The organism is Catellatospora aurea (genome assembly GCF_042663325.1).
GTDB lineage: Bacteria > Actinomycetota > Actinomycetes > Mycobacteriales > Micromonosporaceae > Catellatospora > Catellatospora aurea.
Genome location: NZ_JBHTAC010000026.1, coordinates 1 through 17,476, shown reverse-complemented (window position 1 = coordinate 17,476; position 17,476 = coordinate 1). Strand labels below are relative to the sequence as shown.

Annotated in this window: 15 protein-coding genes; 7 read left to right on the top strand and 8 right to left on the bottom strand. The window is 71.6% G+C overall.

Annotated features, from left to right (window positions below; genetic code table 11):
- Positions 1–105: 105 nt before the first annotated feature.
- Positions 106–462 carry a sterol carrier family protein gene (locus tag ACFQO7_RS23315; protein WP_361055536.1) on the bottom strand — a complete coding sequence of 119 codons (357 nt, stop codon included), beginning with the start codon at positions 460–462 and terminating at the stop codon, positions 106–108.
- 203 nt (positions 463–665) lie between these two features.
- Between ACFQO7_RS23315 and ACFQO7_RS23310 the strand changes: the two genes are divergently transcribed.
- The 3 genes from ACFQO7_RS23310 (at position 666) to amcA (ending at position 3,987) form a co-directional block, all read left to right on the top strand.
- On the top strand, positions 666–2,567 hold the full coding sequence (locus tag ACFQO7_RS23310; protein WP_376808346.1) for a carboxypeptidase-like regulatory domain-containing protein: 1,902 nt from the start codon (positions 666–668) through the stop codon (positions 2,565–2,567).
- Between the two features lie 162 nt (positions 2,568–2,729).
- Positions 2,730–3,818 (top strand): cyclophane-forming radical SAM peptide maturase AmcB, encoded by a 1,089-nt coding sequence (amcB, locus tag ACFQO7_RS23305; RefSeq protein ID WP_376808409.1) that lies wholly within the window; start codon positions 2,730–2,732, stop codon positions 3,816–3,818.
- On the top strand, positions 3,802–3,987 hold the full coding sequence (amcA, locus tag ACFQO7_RS23300; RefSeq protein ID WP_361055530.1) for a multiple cyclophane-containing RiPP AmcA: 186 nt from the start codon (positions 3,802–3,804) through the stop codon (positions 3,985–3,987). Before amcB ends, amcA begins: the two co-directional genes overlap by 17 nt.
- 20 nt (positions 3,988–4,007) lie before the next feature.
- Here the strand turns inward: amcA and ACFQO7_RS23295 are convergent, their stop codons facing one another.
- Positions 4,008–4,256, bottom strand: coding sequence for a DUF3073 domain-containing protein (locus ACFQO7_RS23295; protein WP_203697521.1), 249 nt, complete (start codon positions 4,254–4,256; stop codon positions 4,008–4,010).
- A gap of 316 nt (positions 4,257–4,572) precedes the next feature.
- Positions 4,573–5,634: a Glu/Leu/Phe/Val family dehydrogenase gene (locus tag ACFQO7_RS23290; protein ID WP_376808408.1), complete on the bottom strand. Its 1,062-nt coding sequence runs from the start codon at positions 5,632–5,634 to the stop codon at positions 4,573–4,575.
- 188 nt (positions 5,635–5,822) lie between these two features.
- Here ACFQO7_RS23290 and ACFQO7_RS23285 point away from each other — a divergent pair, with 188 nt between their 5' ends.
- Together ACFQO7_RS23285 and ACFQO7_RS23280 are read left to right on the top strand one after the other, a co-directional pair.
- The gene (locus ACFQO7_RS23285; protein ID WP_360523003.1) at positions 5,823–6,650 is read left to right on the top strand and encodes a DUF8083 family protein; all 828 of its coding nucleotides are present in this window, start codon (positions 5,823–5,825) and stop codon (positions 6,648–6,650) included.
- A gap of 217 nt (positions 6,651–6,867) precedes the next feature.
- Entirely contained in the window at positions 6,868–7,077 is a 210-nt protein-coding gene (locus ACFQO7_RS23280; protein WP_020522548.1) for a BldC family transcriptional regulator, read from the top strand.
- Positions 7,078–7,177: 100 nt separating this feature from the next.
- On the opposite strand, the gene ACFQO7_RS23275 is transcribed toward ACFQO7_RS23280, so the two are convergent.
- From ACFQO7_RS23275 to ACFQO7_RS23255, 5 genes are all read right to left on the bottom strand, one after another.
- Entirely contained in the window at positions 7,178–7,870 is a 693-nt protein-coding gene (locus ACFQO7_RS23275; protein ID WP_376808345.1) for an ABC transporter ATP-binding protein, read from the bottom strand.
- On the bottom strand, positions 7,848–8,810 hold the full coding sequence (locus tag ACFQO7_RS23270) for an ABC transporter ATP-binding protein (protein WP_376808344.1): 963 nt from the start codon (positions 8,808–8,810) through the stop codon (positions 7,848–7,850). The genes ACFQO7_RS23275 and ACFQO7_RS23270 overlap by 23 nt, the downstream gene beginning before the upstream one ends.
- Positions 8,810–11,473 carry an FtsX-like permease family protein gene (locus tag ACFQO7_RS23265; protein ID WP_376808343.1) on the bottom strand — a complete coding sequence of 888 codons (2,664 nt, stop codon included), beginning with the start codon at positions 11,471–11,473 and terminating at the stop codon, positions 8,810–8,812. The genes ACFQO7_RS23270 and ACFQO7_RS23265 overlap by 1 nt, the downstream gene beginning before the upstream one ends.
- A complete protein-coding gene (locus ACFQO7_RS23260; protein ID WP_376808342.1) occupies positions 11,470–14,706 on the bottom strand; it encodes an ABC transporter permease in 3,237 nt (1,078 codons plus the stop codon). The genes ACFQO7_RS23265 and ACFQO7_RS23260 overlap by 4 nt, the downstream gene beginning before the upstream one ends.
- A gap of 119 nt (positions 14,707–14,825) precedes the next feature.
- Positions 14,826–15,428 carry an acyl-CoA-like ligand-binding transcription factor gene (locus tag ACFQO7_RS23255; protein ID WP_376808341.1) on the bottom strand — a complete coding sequence of 201 codons (603 nt, stop codon included), beginning with the start codon at positions 15,426–15,428 and terminating at the stop codon, positions 14,826–14,828.
- 109 nt (positions 15,429–15,537) lie between these two features.
- On the opposite strand from ACFQO7_RS23255, the gene ACFQO7_RS23250 reads away from it, so the two are divergent.
- Positions 15,538–16,092: a hypothetical protein gene (locus ACFQO7_RS23250; RefSeq protein WP_360540871.1), complete on the top strand. Its 555-nt coding sequence runs from the start codon at positions 15,538–15,540 to the stop codon at positions 16,090–16,092.
- The gene (locus tag ACFQO7_RS23245) at positions 16,089–17,414 is read left to right on the top strand and encodes a PrsW family intramembrane metalloprotease (RefSeq protein ID WP_376808340.1); all 1,326 of its coding nucleotides are present in this window, start codon (positions 16,089–16,091) and stop codon (positions 17,412–17,414) included. The genes ACFQO7_RS23250 and ACFQO7_RS23245 overlap by 4 nt, the downstream gene beginning before the upstream one ends.
- Positions 17,415–17,476: the final 62 nt, after the last annotated feature.

The window sequence follows — 17,476 nt, the reverse complement described above, 5'->3', positions numbered from 1 at the left end:
CGGCGATCGCCGCCGCAGCTCAGTGTACGTGACCCGGCAGGGTGGGCACCCCGGTGGCCGGGCTGTGTGCTACGTGACTGAATAACGGATGCGCAGGCCGGATGGCTACACGATCGGGAAGAAAGCGCTGATGTCGGAACGAATGCCACTGGCCCGAATCCGCCCATCCGCCACCGCGGACGCCCAATCCACCCTTCCGGCGGCGAGCTGAAGAAACGTGACCGGATCGGTCTCGACGAGGTTCGGTGGCGTTCCTCTCGTGTGCCTCGGTCCCTCGACGCACTGAATCGCGCCATAAGGGGGAACCCGCACCTCCACCGAACGGCCAGGCGCCGTGGCCGCAAGATGTGCCAACAATGCCCTAACCGCATCGCGGAGCGTCAAACGTTCCGGAGTCCGGCCGTTGGCCAGGCAGTCCAGGGCGGTGCTGACGGCGGGGGAGATTTCCGGCGAGGGGGACATAAGCGGACGATACAAGATGACTGCGGCTCACTTTGTGGCGGCCCTGGGTCGCGCAATCCTTGCTTCGCAAGGCATAGTTGCGGTCGGTGTATTCCCGCAGCGCCCCCCACACCCCGATCGCTGTGGGATATCGAGGAGCTTGGAAGGCGGTGGCCGTGACTACCCAGCGACGGTCCTGGTTGGCACGCGTCGGAGTGGTAGCGATGGTGTCACTCGGCACTCTCGTCGGCGTCTCCGCTCCCGCGAATGCGCAGGCTGCAACTGTCAACATCGATTCGTTCCCGTCGTCTGCCAAGAAGGGCGACACGATCACCGTCAAGGGAACGGTCAAGAACGGCAGTAGCCCCGGCCTAGGCGAGATCACCGCCAGCGACAACAGTTCCAAGGTCGAGTGCACTCAGTGCTCGGTCGCGGCGGATACCACCGTCCTACCCGACGGCACGAAGTCGTTCGAGTTCAAGCTCACGGTTTCAGGGGATCCCGCCTCGGGCGACAAGGTCCAGATCACGGTCAGCGCCGATGGCAAGAATGACACAGCCACGGTCAACCTGCAGGCGGCTGTTCAGGCACCGGAGACCACCGGCAAGATCTCCGGCATCGTGCGGGACCAGAAGACCGGTGACCCGATCAGCGGGGCGCTCGTCGCGCTGTCGGACGACAGTGGCCGGACCTTCCCCACCAAGACGACGGGTTCTTCCGGCACTTTCACCTTCACCCCCACGACTTCCGTTCCGATCGAGCCCGGCCTCATCGTCATCACGGTCCAGAAGGACCCGTACAAGATGAAGTCCGTCTCGGTGAACCTCGGCCCCGGGCAGTCGAAGACCGACATCAACGTCTCGATGGTCGACGTGAACGCCACCGCCTCGCCGACGGCCGAGGTCACGCCGACGGCCGAGGAGAGCGCGGCCCCCGAGGAGTCGGGTGACGGCGGCGAGACCGTCGAGACCGATCCGGCCTCCAACAACGAGGAGGACTCGGGTCTCGGCACGATGACCTGGGTCATGATCATCCTGGGCGGCCTGCTCGTCGCCCTGGGCATCGGCGCGATCGTCCTGCTCGTGATGAAGCGCGGCAACGACGACGACGATGACGATGATGACGACGACGATGACGACGACGAGCCGGTGCGCGGCCGTCCGGTGCGTCCCGCGGCCCAGCCCGCTCGTGCGGGCGCCGGAGCCGGCGTCTACGGCGGCGGGGGCGGTGGCGGCGCGTACGGCCGCCCGGCCGACCCGACCATGGTGGCCCGACCCGGCGGTGCCGACGCGACCGTGATGCACCGCCCCGGCGAGTACGGCGGCGTGCCCGCCCAGCGCGGCCCGCAGCAGCCCTACGGCGCCCCGGCCCAGCCGACGCAGCAGTACGGCGGCGGTTACGGCTCGCCCGCCCAGCCGACCCAGCAGTACGGCGGCTACGACGCCCCGGCCGGCGGCGCCTACGGCGGCTCCCCGGTCGCGCCGACCAGCGGTTACGGCAGCCCCGCGCCGACCTCCGGTTACGGCAACCCGGCCCCGACGAGCGGTTACGGCAGCCCCGCGCCGACGTCCGGCTACGGCGGCAACGACGCCTACGGCTCGACCACCCCGACGTCCGGTTACAGCGGCGGCCAGCCCAACTACGACCAGGGCTACGGCCAGCAGGCCGGTTACGGCCAGCAGCAGGGTTACGGCCAGCAGGCCGGCTACGGCCAGCAGCAGGGCGGCTACCAGGGCCAGTACGACGAGCCCACGCACTACGCGGGCCCGACCTCAGGCGGCAGCTCCTACGACCAGCAGGCCGGCTACGGCCAGCAGCAGGGCTATGGCCAGGACTCCTACGGTCAGCAGCAGGCCGGCTACGGCCAGCAGGACCCGTACGGCGCGCAGCAGGCCGGCTACGGCCAGCAGCAGGGCGGCGGTTACGGCCAGCAGGACCCGTACGGCGCCCAGGGTGCCGGCTACGGCCAGCAGCAGGACCCGTACGGCGCCCAGCAGGCCGGCTACGGCCAGCAGCAGGACCCGTACGGAGCCCAGGGTGGCGGCTACGGCCAGCAGGGCGGCGGCTACAACGACGACCGCCGCAGCAACCGGGACAACCGGCGGCTCGACTGGCTCGACGACTGAGCACCGATGATCGTGAACGACGGACGCCCCCCGGAATCTCCGGGGGGCGTCCGTCGTATGCGGGAACCCCCTCCCGTGGCGTGTCGGGGCGCACGAGGTGGGAGAGGGGAGACAGGAGTCGGCACGGTTTGCTGGAATGGTCAGGTGGCCACCGTCAACGGCATGCGCGGGGTGTCCCGGGTGCCGGCATACGTGGTGATGCAGCCCACGACCCTGTGCAACCTGGACTGCGTCTACTGCTACCTGCCCCTGCGCGCCCAGGACCGCCGGATGCCGGTCGAGGTGGCGCGTGCCGTGGCGACCGACGCGAACGCCTGGGCGGCTCGCGACCGCTTCTCGGTGGTGTGGCACGGGGGTGAGCCCCTGGCGGCCGGCAGGGACCATCTGGGGGCGCTGATGGCCCCGTTCGGCCCGGCCGTGGAGCAGCACGTGCAGACCAACGCGACGCTGCTGGACGACGCCTGGTGCGAGTTCTTCGCCGCGCGCGGGGTGCGGGTGAGCGTGAGCGTGGACGGGCCGGAGGAGCTCAATACGAGCCGGGTGTCACGTGCGGGGCGGCCCGCGTACGACCGGATCGCACGGGGGATCGCCACGCTGCGCCGGCACGGGCAGTCCTTCGCCGCGCTGTGCGTGGTCGGCGACCCGCGGCCGGGCGTGGCGGCCCGGCTCTACGAGTACTTCCTAGAGCTGGGCTGCGACACGCTGGGCGTCAACATCGAGGAACGCGAGGGGGTCAACGAGCGTCCCAACTCCCATGATCCGGAGTCGGTGCGGGCGTTCTGGGCCGAGCTGGTCGCGGCGTGGCGGGCCGACCCGCGGATTCACGTCCGCGAGCTGGAGTGGAGTCTGCGCTACCTGGGCGCGGTGCTGGACGGCACGTCGGGCGACCTGCTGCCGGCTGAGCTGGACCCGATCCCGACCGTCGGCCACGACGGCGCGGTGGTGCTGCTCTCGCCGGAGCTGGCGGGTTTCCGCGACCCGGAGCACGGCGACTTCAGCAGCGGCAACGTGCTGCACACGCCGCTGTCGTCGCTGCTGGCCGAGCCAGGGCGCACGAGCTGGGTGCCGGAGTTCCTCACCGGGGTGGAGGCATGCCGCGACACCTGCGCGTACTTCGGCTTCTGCGGCGGCGGGCACGCCGCCAACAGGTACTTCGAGCACGGACGGTTCGACGGTACGGAGACCGAGCACTGCCGCAACAGCAAGATCAACCTACTGGAGGGAGTGCTCGACCATGTCCGACACCCTTGATGACCGGATCCGCGACGCGCGTGGCGAGTTGGCTCCCCTGCTGGAGGAAGCCCGCCTGGCGAGACTGGCCCGTTCCGAAGTGCCAGGCGCAGACAGCAGCGCCGTCTGCGCCTGGAACCACTTCGAGAACATCCCGACCTTCTTCAACTGGAACAACCGGCCGCGCTGAGGCGGAGGCCGTTCAGGAAGTCAGCGGCGGGGGGTCCAGTCCTTACCGTCGTCGTCATCGTCGTCGTCGACGGCATAGTTCCCGTACGGGTCGTACGGATCCGGCTCGTCGTCGTCTCGCTGGTCCTCGACAACAGCACTGCCGCTGCCGCTGCTGAGCTCGCTACCGGCAAGCTCGCGCTGCAAGGCGGCGAGGTCGGTGTTCGGGGAGTGGTACTTCAACTCCCGGGCCACCTTAGTCTGCTTGGCCTTAGCTCGGCCGCGCCCCATGGCCGACCCCCTCGCACATGAATGACGGGGCTACCCGAAGGCGGGCCCCGATGACGTCAGACATCTCTCGTGGGTCATACGGTACATGGGAGGAGGCCACTTCGGCATCTCGGGTTACCGGGTGTCTGGCGGCACATCGGAACCTGTCCGTTTTATTACTGGTAAGGAGTATATCGCTCCCCAGTGATAACGGCCCAGCTCCCTCACCAGCGCAGCGACCCGTTCTTGATCGCGAAGGTCGCCTGGCAATCGGGCGAAAGACTGCTCAAGATACGCACGATTGCCAGGCGACTCGAATTCCAGGTTCGGCGTGGCGCTAGATCCGGATGGTGCGCAGGCGGCCGACCTCGGCCATGCGCTGCTCGGCGAGGCGGTCGGCGGCACTGGCCGGCGAGATGCCCTCGGTGTCGGCCAGTTCCAGGATCCGCTTGGTGGTGTCGTAGATCTTGGTGGCGCGCAGCTTGGCCCGGTCGAAGTTGAAGCCGTCGATCTCGTCGGCGACCTGGATCACACCGCCCGAGTTGACCAGGTAGTCGGGCGCGTACAGGATGCCGCGGTCGACCAGCAGCTTCTCGATGCCCGAGTGGGCGAGCTGGTTGTTGGCCGCGCCGGCGACGATCTGCGCCCGCAGCGCGGGCACGGTGTCGTCGTTGAGCGCGCCGCCCAGGGCACAGGGCGCGTAGACGTCGATGTCGCTGGTGATCAGCGTGGTCGCGTCGGCGACCAGGCCCACCTGCGGGTAGGTCGCCTTGGCCCACTCCAGCGCCTTCGGGCTCACGTCGGTGGCCACCACCTCGGCGCCGTCCTCGATCAGGTGCGCGACCAGGTACTTGCCGACCTTGCCCAGGCCGGCCACGCCGACCCGCTTGCCCTTCAGCGACGGGGTGCCCCAGCGGTGCTCTGCCGCGGCGCGCATACCCTGGAAGACGCCCCAGGCGGTGAGGATCGACGAGTCGCCGGCGCCGCCGTACTCCACGCTGCGGCCGGTGACGTACTTCGTCTCGCGGGCCACGACGTCCATGTCCTGCACGTACGTGCCGACGTCACAGGCGGTGTAGTAGCGCCCGCCGAGGGACTGCACGAAGCGGCCGTACGCCCGCAGCAGCTGCTCGGACTTGATCTGGTCCGGGTCGCCCCAGATGACCGCCTTGCCGCCGCCCAGGTCGAGCCCGGCGAGGGCGTTCTTGTACGCCATGCCCCGGGACAGGTCCAGCACGTCGTGCAGGGCCTCCTCCTCCGAGGCGTACGGGTAGAAGCGCGTGCCGCCCAGGGCGGGCCCCAGCGCGGTCGAGTAGATGCCGATGATCGCTTTCAGGCCGCTGGCCCGGTCCTGGCAGAACACGACCTGTTCGTGACTGCCGTCGGTGAATACGCCCACTGCTGGCTCCAAGGTGACGACGATGGCCCTTGTGAGGCCCATCCTGCTCGGTCTGACGGAAAGTGGCTCGTCCCGTCGAGCTGCCCTCCAGCAGCTCGCCAAGCGACTCCCCACCTTCCGCCGAGGGGTTGGGGCACGCCGCGGTAGCGACGCTCCCGCTGACAGCCTAATCGTGGGAGGATCGCGAGGTGCCGTCACAGTTCGCCGCGTACCTGAGGGTCTACGAGCCGCTCACCGCGTTCGCGCCCGAACGTGAGCGTTTCTGGCGCCGCTACGTGGACGAGGGGCGCGCCGTCGGGCTGTCCGACGGGCCCGGCCGGCAGCGGGCGACCGTGCTCGAAGCGCTCGGCGCGGGCTGGTCGCGCCTGCCCGACCTGCCCGATGAGGCGTACGTCATGCAGGGGCTGACCGGTCAGACCGACGTGACCCTGGTCTGCCCGTGGAACCTGCGGGTGCGGGTGGCCGAGGCGGCGCTGCAGGCGCGCGACGGGGTGCCGCAGGTGCTGGCCGACGCTTTCGTGCCGCCGGTGCTGGTGGACCTGGCGCAGACCGTGGTCGAGCAGACCCGCGCCGAGGACCGCATGCACGAGCAGGTGGCCACCTGGGGGGTGCCGCTGCGCTGGTTCGTGCTGGTCTCCCCCGCGGAGCGGGACCTGGTGCTGGAGCCGTCCCGGCGGGTGCTGCGCTACCGGACCGAGATCGGCAAGGCCCGGCAGCGGGCGCACAAGGGGCTGCGGGTGCTGCGCCGGACCCTGGGCGACGTGCCCATCACCGACTCGCTGCGGGAGACCGCCCGCTGGCTGGAGTCGTTCCACCCGGGCTCGGTCGTCGAGCTGGACTACGGCGGCCTGACCGGGCTGCTGTCCGAGGACGCGCTGCGTGACGACGACTCGGTCGAGCTGGTCGCCACAGGGCTGGCCGGGCTGGAGCGCGAGGACGGCGACGCGGCCACGGCGGCGTATGAGCAGCTCGTGCAGCGGTGGCGGGCGATCCAGTTGATGGAGCGCAGCAACTGACGTTGAGTAGTTTTCAGGTCACTTGCAGTGATTGAAAGCTATGAAATTACTGTCTTCATCCGCTAAAAGCAGACATGTCGTTCATTCATCATCCGTCCATCCACGGACCTTCACCCGTTCGGCCCATGTCGGACATCGGGGACTAGCCGGACTATGGGTAGCGCGTTGGCCGGCGGGACCCCGGCCTACGTCTATAGGTACTTGTGGAGGAGACCGCATGGCGTCGCGTACGCACGAACCAGAACCCCTGCTCACCCCGGCAGAGGTCGCATCGATGTTCCGCGTCGACCCGAAGACGGTGACCCGGTGGGCCAAGGCGGGCAAGCTCAGCGCGATTCGCACGCTGGGCGGCCACCGTCGCTACCGTGAGTCGGAGGTGCGTGCTCTGCTCCAGGGTCAGATCCCGCACCAGCGTCAGGGCGACTGAGCTGCACAACCGGAGGGCTGACGTCCTCCTACATACCCCCCATGGCCAAAGCTCCGCCACGCTGCCCCCGCAGCGGGACGGAGCTTTGGTCATTTCCGGGTCAGGGGACGAGTGCTCCGTCGCGGAGCGTGACGACCCGGTCGGCCATCTCCATGAGCGCCGCGTCGTGGGTGGCGACGAGTGCGGTCATGCCCCGGGCGTGGACCAGGGCGCGGAGCAGGTCCATGATCTGGCGGCCGGTCTCGGAGTCGAGCTGGCCGGTCGGTTCGTCGGCGATGAGCAGCTGCGGGTCGTTGGCCAGCGCGCGGGCCACCGCCACGCGCTGCTGCTGGCCGCCGGACAGCTCGTAGGGCCGCTGGTTGGCGTGCCCGCCGACCCCGACCAGCTCCAGCAGCACCGACACCCGCTGGTCCCGCTCGGCCGGCGGGACCTTCGCCAGCCGCAGCGGCACGCCGACGTTCTCCGCCGCGGACAGGATCGGCACGAGGCCGAACGACTGGAACACGAACCCGATCACGTCCCGGCGGAGCGCGACCAGCTGCTGCTCGGCCGCCGAGGTGATCTCCTGCCCGGCGATGAAGACCTTGCCCGAGGTGGGCCGGTCCAGCCCGCCGATGATGTTGAGCAGGGTCGTCTTGCCCGCGCCCGACCTGCCGCGCACCGCGACCAGCTCGCCGCGGCCCGCGGTGAACGACACGTCGCGCACCGCGTGCACGACCTTGCCCGCCCGGCCGAAGTCACGGCTGACGTTTTCCACCCTGACCAGTTCCTCAGCCACGGCGCACCTCCACATGGTCGGACTCCAGGTTCAGCTTCACCCGGTCCTTGAGTTCCAGTTCCTGCACGAACGACTGGGGCAGCTGCATCCGCCCGGCCCGGTCCAGCACCGCGTACTCCTCGCTGACCAGCTCGGTGCCACCGTCAGCGGTGGCCCGCGAGCTGCGGCGCACCTCCGAGGCCAGCCGGCCGTCGCGGATCGCCACGGTACGCCGGACCTGCGTGGCCACGTTCGGGTCGTGGGTCACCACCACCACGGTCACCCCCAGCTCGGCGTTGATCGTCTGCAGCGCGGTGAACACGTCCGCGGCGGTCGACTCGTCGAGCTCACCGGTCGGCTCGTCGGCGAACAGCACCTCCGGGTCGTTGGCCACCGCGAGGGCGACCGCGCAGCGCTGCTGCTCGCCGCCGGACATCTGATCCGGGCGGCGGTCCGCGCAGTAGCCGACGCCGACCATCTCCAGCAGCTCCATCGCCCGCTCGCGCGCCTTGCGGCCCGAACGCGTGCCCGCCAGCTTCATCGGCGTGATCACGTTCTCCAGCGCGGTCAGGTACGGCAGCAGGTTGCGGCCGGTCTGCTGCCAGACGAAGCCGACCATGTGCCGCCGGTACGACAGCCGCCGCCCCGCCTTCATGGTGAGCAGGTCGTACTCGCCCACCCGGGCGATGCCCGCGGTCGGCACATCGAGCCCGGACAAGATGTTGAGCAGCGTCGACTTGCCCGACCCGGACGCCCCGACGATGGCCAGCAGCTCACCGCGGTCCACCACGAGGTCGAGGCCCTGCAGGGCGACCACCTCGACACCCTCGGTCTTGTAGATCCGCACCAGCCCGTCGCAGACCAGGTGCCCGCGCAGCCGGTCCGCGCCCCCGGCCCGGTCGGCGGCCCGCTGCGCGGCACGTGCCTGCAGCGTCGCCAGGTCCGGCGGGCTCGTGATCTCATTCGTCGTCGACATCAGCTCTCTCCCGCGTCGAAGGAACCAAGCCGCAGCACCTCGCCGAGGCGCAACCGGCGGTTGAACAGGGTCTCCACCGCAAGCGCGGTCAACATCCCGATGATCACCAGCACCAGCGAGGCGCCGACGATCACCGGGTCGAACGTGACACCCACGGACAGGCCGTCGGTGAACTGCGACAGCCCCAGGGCCGGGGCGATCAGATGCGGCACCGCCGTGCCCACGACCGCGCCGGTCACCACCGCCACGACCACCACCGGCATCAACTCCACCAGCAGCAGGCGGCGGCCCTGACCCCGCGACAGGCCCATGGTCCGCAGCCGGGACAGCACCGTGCCCCGGCCCCGCGCCCCCGACACCACCGCGAAACCGATCGCGAGCAGCGCCAACGCCACCCCGGCACCCGCGCCGATGGCGTACGCGAACGTCACCACCGCGTTGATGCTGGCCTTGTCCAGCTCCGCCCGCGCTTGCTCCCAGGTGATCACGTCAGTGACCTCCTCGTACGCGCGCGGCCGGAAGCCCTCGTTGGCCCAGCGCTCCTGACCCGCGGCGCCGACCTCGCGCAGCCGCTCCGGGTCGGGGTCACCGGCGACCAGGTAGCCGTTCGGCGTGAACGCCTTCTGAGCGTCGGTCTGCACCGCCTGCCACGGCACGACGATGAAGTTCGACGCGCCGTTGGCGATCGGCGGGAAGCCGTCGACCACGGCGGCGATCCGGAATTCGTATTGCCGACCGCGCAGTGTGACCGCGCCGTGGTCGCCGCCGAGCTGCTTGGCGACGCCTGGGGAGACCAGGACCGGTACCTGTGCGCCGGGCACCGCCTCGGTGAACTCCTTCGGCGGGGTCACGTCGACTCCGGAGTCCGCCACCACCTTGGCGTACGCCTGCCCGTCGAGCACCAGCGCGTACACCGTGCCGAGCCGCTTCTGATCGACGACCAGATCGCTGGCCCCGTCGACCATGTACTGGGACACCGCCGTGACACCGGGCACCGCGGCCAGCTCGGCCTCGGTGGCGTCGTCGAAGAAGTACCCGTCGACCTTGACGTCGGCGGGCAGGCGCAGGTCGGTGGCCCGGTCGCGGCCCTCGTCGATGGTGCTCGCCACGGCCACGCTGAACACGGCCGTGCTGACCGCGACGACCAGCACCGCGACCGGCCCGATGACCGCGCCCGCGGTGCGGCCCGAGCGGGACAGGCCGAGGAAGCTCACCGCGCCGCGCCCACGGGCGGCCAGCCTGCCCAGCCGGCTCACCACCGGCGGCACCAGCCGCACCATCGCGACCGCCGCCCCGGCGGCCAGCAGCGCCGGCACCGCGGCCAGGTAGACGTCGACCCCGGCGGCGGTGCTCAGCCCGCGGCTGCGCAGCAGCCACACGCCCAGCCCCGCCAGCACCAGCAGGCTCAGCTCCGCGGTGCGCCGCTTGACGCCGACCCGTGCCGTGGCCAGGTCGGCCCGCTCGCCGGAGAAGGAGGGGTTGCGGGCCGTCCGCATGGTCATGACCGGCACCGCCAGCGCCGCCAGCGCGGTGAACAGGGCCAGCACCGGCCAGGTGACCGCGGGACGTCCGGTCACCGCGGCGCCGAGCAGGCCACCGGCCACCGCCGGGGGCACCACCAGCAGCGACTCCAGCAGCGTGTACGAGCCGATGGTGGCGATGGCCCCGCCGCGCGCCCGCAGCAGCGCGAACTCGCCCCGGCGGCGGGTCACGGCGACCCGGGCCGCCAGCAGCACCAGCCCGGCCAGCGTGATCAGCGCGCCCATCTGCACGACGGCCAGCAGCGCCGCCCCGGCCCGGGCCTTGTCGGCGAACTTCGCGAGCTGCGAGTCCAGGCTGGTCAGCAGGGTCGCGTCGAGCCCCTGCCGCCGGGCGACGGTGACCGCCTCCACGACCTCGGGCAGCACGCCCGCGTCGAGCTTCGCCGTGTCGACCCGGTAGCGCCACTCGTAGACGATCCCGACGAGGTCCTTCACCCGGTCGAGGCCGAACTCGTCGGAATAGAGCACCGCGCGGTACGGGTCGCCGTCGTCGTTGGGCAGGTAAGCCCGCAGCCCGAACGGCGCGGGTTCCCAGAAGGTGCCGTTCTCGTCGTGCGGCCGCACGATGCCGACCACCTGGACCGGCACCTCCCGGTGGAACAGGAACGTGCTGCCGACCTTCTGCCGCAGCTTGTCGGCGTTCCACTCGGTGAGCACGACCTCGATCGGGCCCACGGTGCCCGGCTGGGTCTTCGGGAAGCGGCCCTCGACGAGGTCGACCTGCTCCTCCAGCCCGTTGCCGGCGCGCAGGCTGAACAGCATCGCGCCCTGCTTGTTGTCACCAGGCAGGCCGGTGCCGGTCACCCAGGACTCGTCCAGCGTCGTGGTCGCCGCCCACCAGGACTGCTCGATCCGCTCGCGCAGCGCCGGGTAGAGCACGGCCTGCTGCTGGTCCAGCTTGCCGTCCGGCTTCCAGTTGTCGCCCTTGTCCTTGAGGCCACGGTAGGTGAGGTCCCGGGACGTGTAACTGAGCTGCGCGATGTCGTTGCGCAGGCCTTCGTCGGTCAGCCGGTTCGCGGCACGTGGCGCGCCGACCACCAGCACTCCGGCCAGCAGTGTGAGTGTGCCGAGCAGCGCCAGCGGCCCGGCCGTGGCCCGTACCCGGGCGATCCAACCCTTCACCGGTCAGCTCCGATCCGCAGCTGGGCCGCGGCCAGCCGCTGCCGCATCGTGGTGGCCACCAGCCCGGCCATCACCAGGGTGAGGACGAGCAGGGCGGCGGCGGTGCCCAGCACGGGCAGCCAGTCCGTCGTGGTGAGCGCGGGCGGCACCGGCCGGCTCGCGCTCGGGGTGAGGATGACCAGCGGCCCGGTCGTCCGGGCGACCAGCAGGCCGACCACCAGGCCGACCGCCACACCGAGCCCGGCCAGGAACGCCTGCTCGATCATCAGTGCGCGGGCGAGCAGCCGTGGCGTCGCGCCCAGGGTGTTGAGCACCGCGAGCTCGGCGACCCGCCGCCGGGCGGTTGCGCGCACGTCGACGGCGACGCCGACCAGGGCCAGGCAGATCGCGCCGAGCGCGGCGATGAACAGGGCGATCCGCGCGCCGACGCCGAACGGGTCGTCCGCCGCGTGCACGGCCAGCGCCTTCCGGTCGACGGTCTGCAGGTTGGGCAGCGGTCCGGCCGCCGCGGCGGCCTCGGCGTGCCGGGCCGGGTCGGTCTGCACCCACCACTCGGTGATGTTGGGCGGACGCCAGCCGGCCTGCTGGAAGTGGGTGCTCAGCGCGGGCATGTCGACCAGCAGCGCGGCCTGGTCCACCCCGCCGGGCAGCGCGGTGAGCTGCCCGACGATGTGCACCTCGACGTTGCTGCTGCCCCACAGCGGGATGGCCAGCTTCGCGCCGACCTCGGTGTGCAGCGACGCGAGCACCTCGGGCGTGGCCAGCGCCGGGACGGTGAGTTTGTCGCTCACCGGGCGCAGGTTGAACGCGAAATCCGGGATCTCGCCGAAACCGCCCAGGTTCAGCAGCTCGACCCGGGCCGTGTTGCCTTCGACCCGCTGGAGCCCCTGCAGGGAGGAGGTGGGAATGCCCCAGGTGGTGTTGCCGCCGTCGAGGCTCAGCGGCGTGGCCGTGCCTCCTGCGCCCACCGCTGCCAGGTCGCTGAGCTGCCACACGATCGGGACGCCGCCCGGCAGTTCCGGCCCGTCCACGGCGAACCCGGTCAGCCGCAGGCGCGGCGTACGGGGCAGCGCCACTTCGAAGGCGTACGCGTCGGAGTCCTCGTCGCCGGCCACCGACACCTGGTGGATCGCACCGTGCTCGTCGGTGAGCACCAGCGCCGTCACCTCGCGCGGGTGGGCGAGCCACTCGCCCTCCGGGCCGGTGACGTGCACCGTGCCGCGCAGCGCCGTCGTGCCCTCTGGCAGGTCGACGCCCGGCTGGCGGTGGCTCTCCGCCGCGGCGGCGGCCAGCTGTGCGGGCGCGTCGCCGAGATCGGGGCGCAGCCGCAGCACGTCACCGGCGGCCGTCGTGTCGATGGCCAGGACCGTGGTCGGGGTCGCCTTCTCGCCGGTGTCCATGCGGGTCCGCCAGGCCGGCAGGGCCGTGGTGACCCCGGGCAGCGCGGCGAGCTGGTCCACCCGGCCGGGCGGCACCGACCAGGCCGTCTCGATCAGGCGCAGATCCGCGCCCGCGGTGTGGTCGGCCTGGTCCACCTGGGACTGCCGGGCGGTGGCGGCCAGCGTCCAGGCCAGCGTGCTGACCGCGACGCTCAGCGCGAGCAGCAGCACCGGGCCGGCGTGCGGGCGGCGTCCGGCCTGCCAGACGCCGAGCTGGGCGGCGAACCACGGCCGCCGGTCCACCCGGCGCTCCAGCAGCCGGGTCAGCGGCGGCAGCAGGCGCAGCGCGAGCACCGCGCCCGCGAGCACGCCGAGCGGCCCGGCCGCGGCCAGCAGCGGGTCGATGCCGAGCTTGCCGGCGACGCCGGACAGCGGCGACTCGTACTGCTGGAGCTGGTACCAGGCCAGCCCGGCGAAGCCGATGAGGGCGAGGTCCAGGCCGGTGCGCTGGGCGGCGGCGGCGCGGCTGGGCCGCGAGCGGGCCGCCAGGTCCGCGACGTAGGTGCCGCCGCCGCGCATGGCGGGCAGGAGCATCGCCAGCACACAGCCCAGCCCGGCGGCCGCGGCGACGGCGATGGTCGCGCGGGTGATCCCGGCCTCCAGCCGCAGGCTCACGTTGCTCAGCGCGGGCAGCCGCGCGACGAGGCCCAGCAGCGGGGCGACCAGCAGCGGGGCGAGCACGGCGGCGGGCCCGGCGATCAGCAGCGCCTCGCGGGCGGCCAGGCCGGCCAGCTGGCCGCGAGACGCGCCGCGGGCGCGCAGCAGCGCGGTCTCCGCCCGGCGGCCCTCGGTGAGCAGCGCGGCGAGCAGCAGCAGCGCGTACCCGCCGAGGATGGAGATCAGCAGCAACGGGGTGAGCAGGTCGGACCGGCCGACGAGGCTGGCCTGCTGGATCCGGTCGACCAGTCGCTCCAGGTGCGTGCCGGCCTGGCCGCCGTCGCCGTAGCCAAGCTCCTCGGTCACCTCCGGCAGGGTCCGCACCGCGTTGCGGGCGGCGATCAGCTGCGGCAGCTCGGCCCGGGACAGGTCCGGCGTCACCACCCAGCCGCTGTTGCCGAGGTAGGACCAGTCGCGGAAGAAGTCCGCACGGGGCAGCACCAGCGGGCCGTACGTGCTGCGCCCGGCCTCGACGCCCTCGGCCATCTCCGGCACGAGCAGCCAGTACGGGTCCTCTTCCCGGTTCGCGGCGAAGACGCCGCTGACCACCACGCGCTGGTTCTTCTTGGTGATGCCGTTGGCGAAGGCGACCTCGGAGCCGACCTGCAACCCCAGCGCCTGCGCGGCGGCCTCGCCCACGACGACCTGCTGCGGGTTCGAGCCGGCCGCCGGCCACGTTCCGGAGACCAGGCGGGCGTGCTCGGCCAGCTCGTCCAGGAACATGACCCGGGCGTACACCACGCCATAGCTGTCGGCCGTGGCGTCACCGGTGTCGCTGGTGAACCGCAGGCCGCTCGCGTAACCGGCCGAGCCGAACTCGACCTTCGTGCCGGCGAACCGGGCCGCGAACGACTCGCGCAGCTTGCCGTCGGTCTCCCGCCAGGACTGCTCCGAGAATGACTTGCCGACCTCGGTGCCGGTCGAGGACCAGCCGCTGCCACCGGTGCGGGAGGGCAGGCGCACCTGCACGGCGCGCTCGTCCGGCGGGGCCGCGGCCACGGCCGCCCGGCCGCCCGCCTCGATCACCGCGCCGCTGTAGCTCGCCAACCCCACCAGGAGCGTCGTCGAGATCAGTGCTGCCGCCGCGGCGGCAGTCAACAGGCCCTTCGCGCTATAGGCCCGCCGACGTGCCAGCATGACGCCTCCCTGATCGTTTGCGCTTCAACTTCTGTATGAGTTGAGACGACAGGGAGGGGGTTCGCAGACAGTGGCGGCTGTTACCCGAATGTGATGACCAACGGGGCGGTATGCCCCTTTCACCCCGGACCGCGAATACCCACAGTGAGCTGCGCGAATGCCGAACGGCGCGCAGCGGCCAGGTCGGGGCTGTGCCCGCCGGCCCAGGACCAGAGCGCGCTGTCCCACGCGGCCTGGGCCGCCCCGGCGACCAGCAGCGGGTACGGGTGGGACTCGGGCACCCCGCACCGCGCCGCGACGAAGCGGCTCACCAGGCTCCGCAACTCCTCACTGATCACCAGGTACGCGCTCAGCAGCGTCGGCTGCTCGGTGAGCAGGCGCAGGCGGGCCCGGATCTGCGCGAGCTGGACCTCGTCGGTGATGTCGGCCCCGTCCAGCACGGCGCGCACCGACTCCAGCGGCGGCTCCCCGCCGGGGCGGGCGGCCAGGGCGGTGCGCAGCTGCTCCACCCGCGAGTGGCCGACGTCGCCGAACAGCACGTGCTGCTTGGACGCGTAGTAGCGGAAGAAGGTGCGCACCGAGACGCCGACCTCGGCCGCGATGTCCTCCACCGTGGTCTGCTCGAAGCCCTGCCGGGCGAACAGCGCCAGCGCCGCGTCCTCCAGCGCCTCGCGGGTGTGCTGTTTGTGCTGTTCCCGCCGGTTGATCACCCGTCCGGTCATTCACTCATCCTGAAGGCGTTGTTGCGTACCGTCAAAGTCCCCCTCGGTTATGCGCCCGGGTTGTTCGATATAGCAGCATTCAAGTTCTATGCCCCGCTACCGTCGGACCATGGTCGCCCATCGACTGGTGCGGAACCTGCTGGGAGGGGCAGCGGTACTCGCTGCCCTGCTCTTCGTCGTCTTCGGGCTGCCGGCCCTCAACCGGGCCGTGCCGACCGACCGCTCCCTCGCCGGGCACCTCTACGAGGTGGGCGCGGGCGTCAGCGTGCAGCCGCCGCCCGGAGCCCGGGTCGACGCCAGCAAGACCCGCCCCGGCGACGAGCGCGCCACCGTGCTGTTCCTGGTCGGCGACGTGCGCTACGCGATCGTGGTGCAGCCGTTCGGCGGGCAGATCGCGGAAGCAGCCGACAAGCTGCGCACGAAGATCAAGGCGACGCAGGGCTACCAGGTCACCGGCGACGAGGGCGGGGTGAACACGGCCAGCGGGCTGTCCGGCCTGGCCGGCGGATACACCGCGCCCGGCCGGTGCGGCCGGTACGCCGTGTTCCTCGCCGACGGGCGCTCGATCGAGGTCACCGTCAGCGGCGCGCAACTCGAACTGCAGCGCGAACTCGCCGGCATCGACGACTCGATCAGCTCCATCCGGTACGGCGGTGGCCGGTGACGGTCGCGGGCCGCTCCGGGGGGCGGCGCTGGCGGTTCTCCGTACGCCCGACGCCCCGCGCGGCGCGAGCGCTCAAGTCGCTGCAGCTGCCCGCGTTCTGGCTACTCGGCCTGATCATGCTGGCCGGCCTGGTGCGCCTGCTGGAGATCCTGCGCACGGACATGGCCCGCTTCCCGATCGCCACCACCGCCGCGGTGCTCCTGTTCGCCCTGTACGCCGTGCCGTTCTGGCTCTTCATCGCGTCCATGGACTTCCTCGAACGCGAGCCGCCGCTGCTCATGGCGACCGCGTTCGCCTGGGGCGGCGCGGTGGCCACCACGGCGGCGATCCCCGGCACCCAGGCCGTGCACGACCTGGTCGCCAAGCTGATCTCACCGGCCTTCGCCGCGACCTGGGGCTCGGCGATCGCCGGACCGACCATCGAGGAGCTGCTCAAGGCACTCGGCGTCGTGATGATCGTGCTGGTCGCCCGCAAGCAGATCAACAGCGTGCTGGACGGCATGGTCTACGGCGCGCTCATCGGGCTCGGCTACCAGGTCGTCGAGGACATCGTGTTCGCCGTCAACGCTGTCGCGCTGCGTGGCCAGGGCGACGGCGTCGGTCCCGTGATCGCCACCTTCTTCCTGCGCGGCTTCCTGGCCGGCCTGTGGAGCCACACCCTGTTCACGGCGCTCGCGGGCGCGGGCATCGCCTGGTTCGTGGTGCGCACCGACAAGCCGATGTGGTGGCGGCTCGGCGGGCTCGGCCTCGGCCTCGGGCTGGCCTGGCTCACCCACTTCGTGTGGAACTCGCCCCTGTTCGCGGACGGACTGGGCTCCGGGGCCGCCGGAGTGCTGCTCGGCATGCTCGGCAAAGGGCTGCCCGCGCTGGCCATGGTGCTGGCCCTGCTGTGGGTGGCCCGGCATCGCGAGGCCCACTACTACGTCGCGCAGCTCGCCCGGCTGCACGACCGGAACATCGCCACCCCCGGCGAGCTGCAGATCATGGGCCACGGCCACCTGCGGGCCGACGCCCGCCGCTACGGCCGGGCCCGCTGCGGCCGGGCCGGTGAGCGGGCGGTACGCGGCCTGCAGACCGCGCAGGCCCGGTTCGCGGTGGAGCTGAGTCGGGTCGATCACATCGCGCCCGGCGACATGCTGCTGGTGCACTGCCGCGACGAGGTGCTCGCCCAGCGGCAGCGCCTGGTGAACCTCGGCCACCCCGAAGCGGTCGTCTCGCCGATGCGCCCCGCCGTTCCCCGCGTGGTCGTGCTCGGCGCCCTCTTCGCCGTCGCCCTCTTCCTGCTCATCTGGCAGGCCATCCGCCACCTCAACGCCGCCTGACCGCCGCCGAACCCCGAGCCGCAACTCTTGAAAAGTCGCGCCCTCCAGGACTCCTGGAGGGC

What these genes read in the sequence shown, in the direction of transcription:
- ACFQO7_RS23250 (WP_360540871.1), top strand. Translation starts at nt 15,538, where the DNA reads ATGGTCGCCCATCGACTGGTGCGGAACCTGCTGGGAGGGGCAGCGGTA.
- ACFQO7_RS23315 (WP_361055536.1), bottom strand. Translation starts at nt 462, where the DNA reads ATGTCCCCCTCGCCGGAAATCTCCCCCGCCGTCAGCACCGCCCTGGAC.
- ACFQO7_RS23275 (WP_376808345.1), bottom strand. Translation starts at nt 7,870, where the DNA reads ATGTGGAGGTGCGCCGTGGCTGAGGAACTGGTCAGGGTGGAAAACGTC.
- ACFQO7_RS23255 (WP_376808341.1), bottom strand. Translation starts at nt 15,428, where the DNA reads ATGACCGGACGGGTGATCAACCGGCGGGAACAGCACAAACAGCACACC.
- ACFQO7_RS23280 (WP_020522548.1), top strand. Translation starts at nt 6,868, where the DNA reads ATGGCGTCGCGTACGCACGAACCAGAACCCCTGCTCACCCCGGCAGAG.
- amcB (WP_376808409.1), top strand. Translation starts at nt 2,730, where the DNA reads ATGCGCGGGGTGTCCCGGGTGCCGGCATACGTGGTGATGCAGCCCACG.
- amcA (WP_361055530.1), top strand. Translation starts at nt 3,802, where the DNA reads ATGTCCGACACCCTTGATGACCGGATCCGCGACGCGCGTGGCGAGTTG.
- ACFQO7_RS23270 (WP_376808344.1), bottom strand. Translation starts at nt 8,810, where the DNA reads ATGTCGACGACGAATGAGATCACGAGCCCGCCGGACCTGGCGACGCTG.
- ACFQO7_RS23310 (WP_376808346.1), top strand. Translation starts at nt 666, where the DNA reads ATGGTGTCACTCGGCACTCTCGTCGGCGTCTCCGCTCCCGCGAATGCG.
- ACFQO7_RS23295 (WP_203697521.1), bottom strand. Translation starts at nt 4,256, where the DNA reads ATGGGGCGCGGCCGAGCTAAGGCCAAGCAGACTAAGGTGGCCCGGGAG.
- ACFQO7_RS23260 (WP_376808342.1), bottom strand. Translation starts at nt 14,706, where the DNA reads ATGCTGGCACGTCGGCGGGCCTATAGCGCGAAGGGCCTGTTGACTGCC.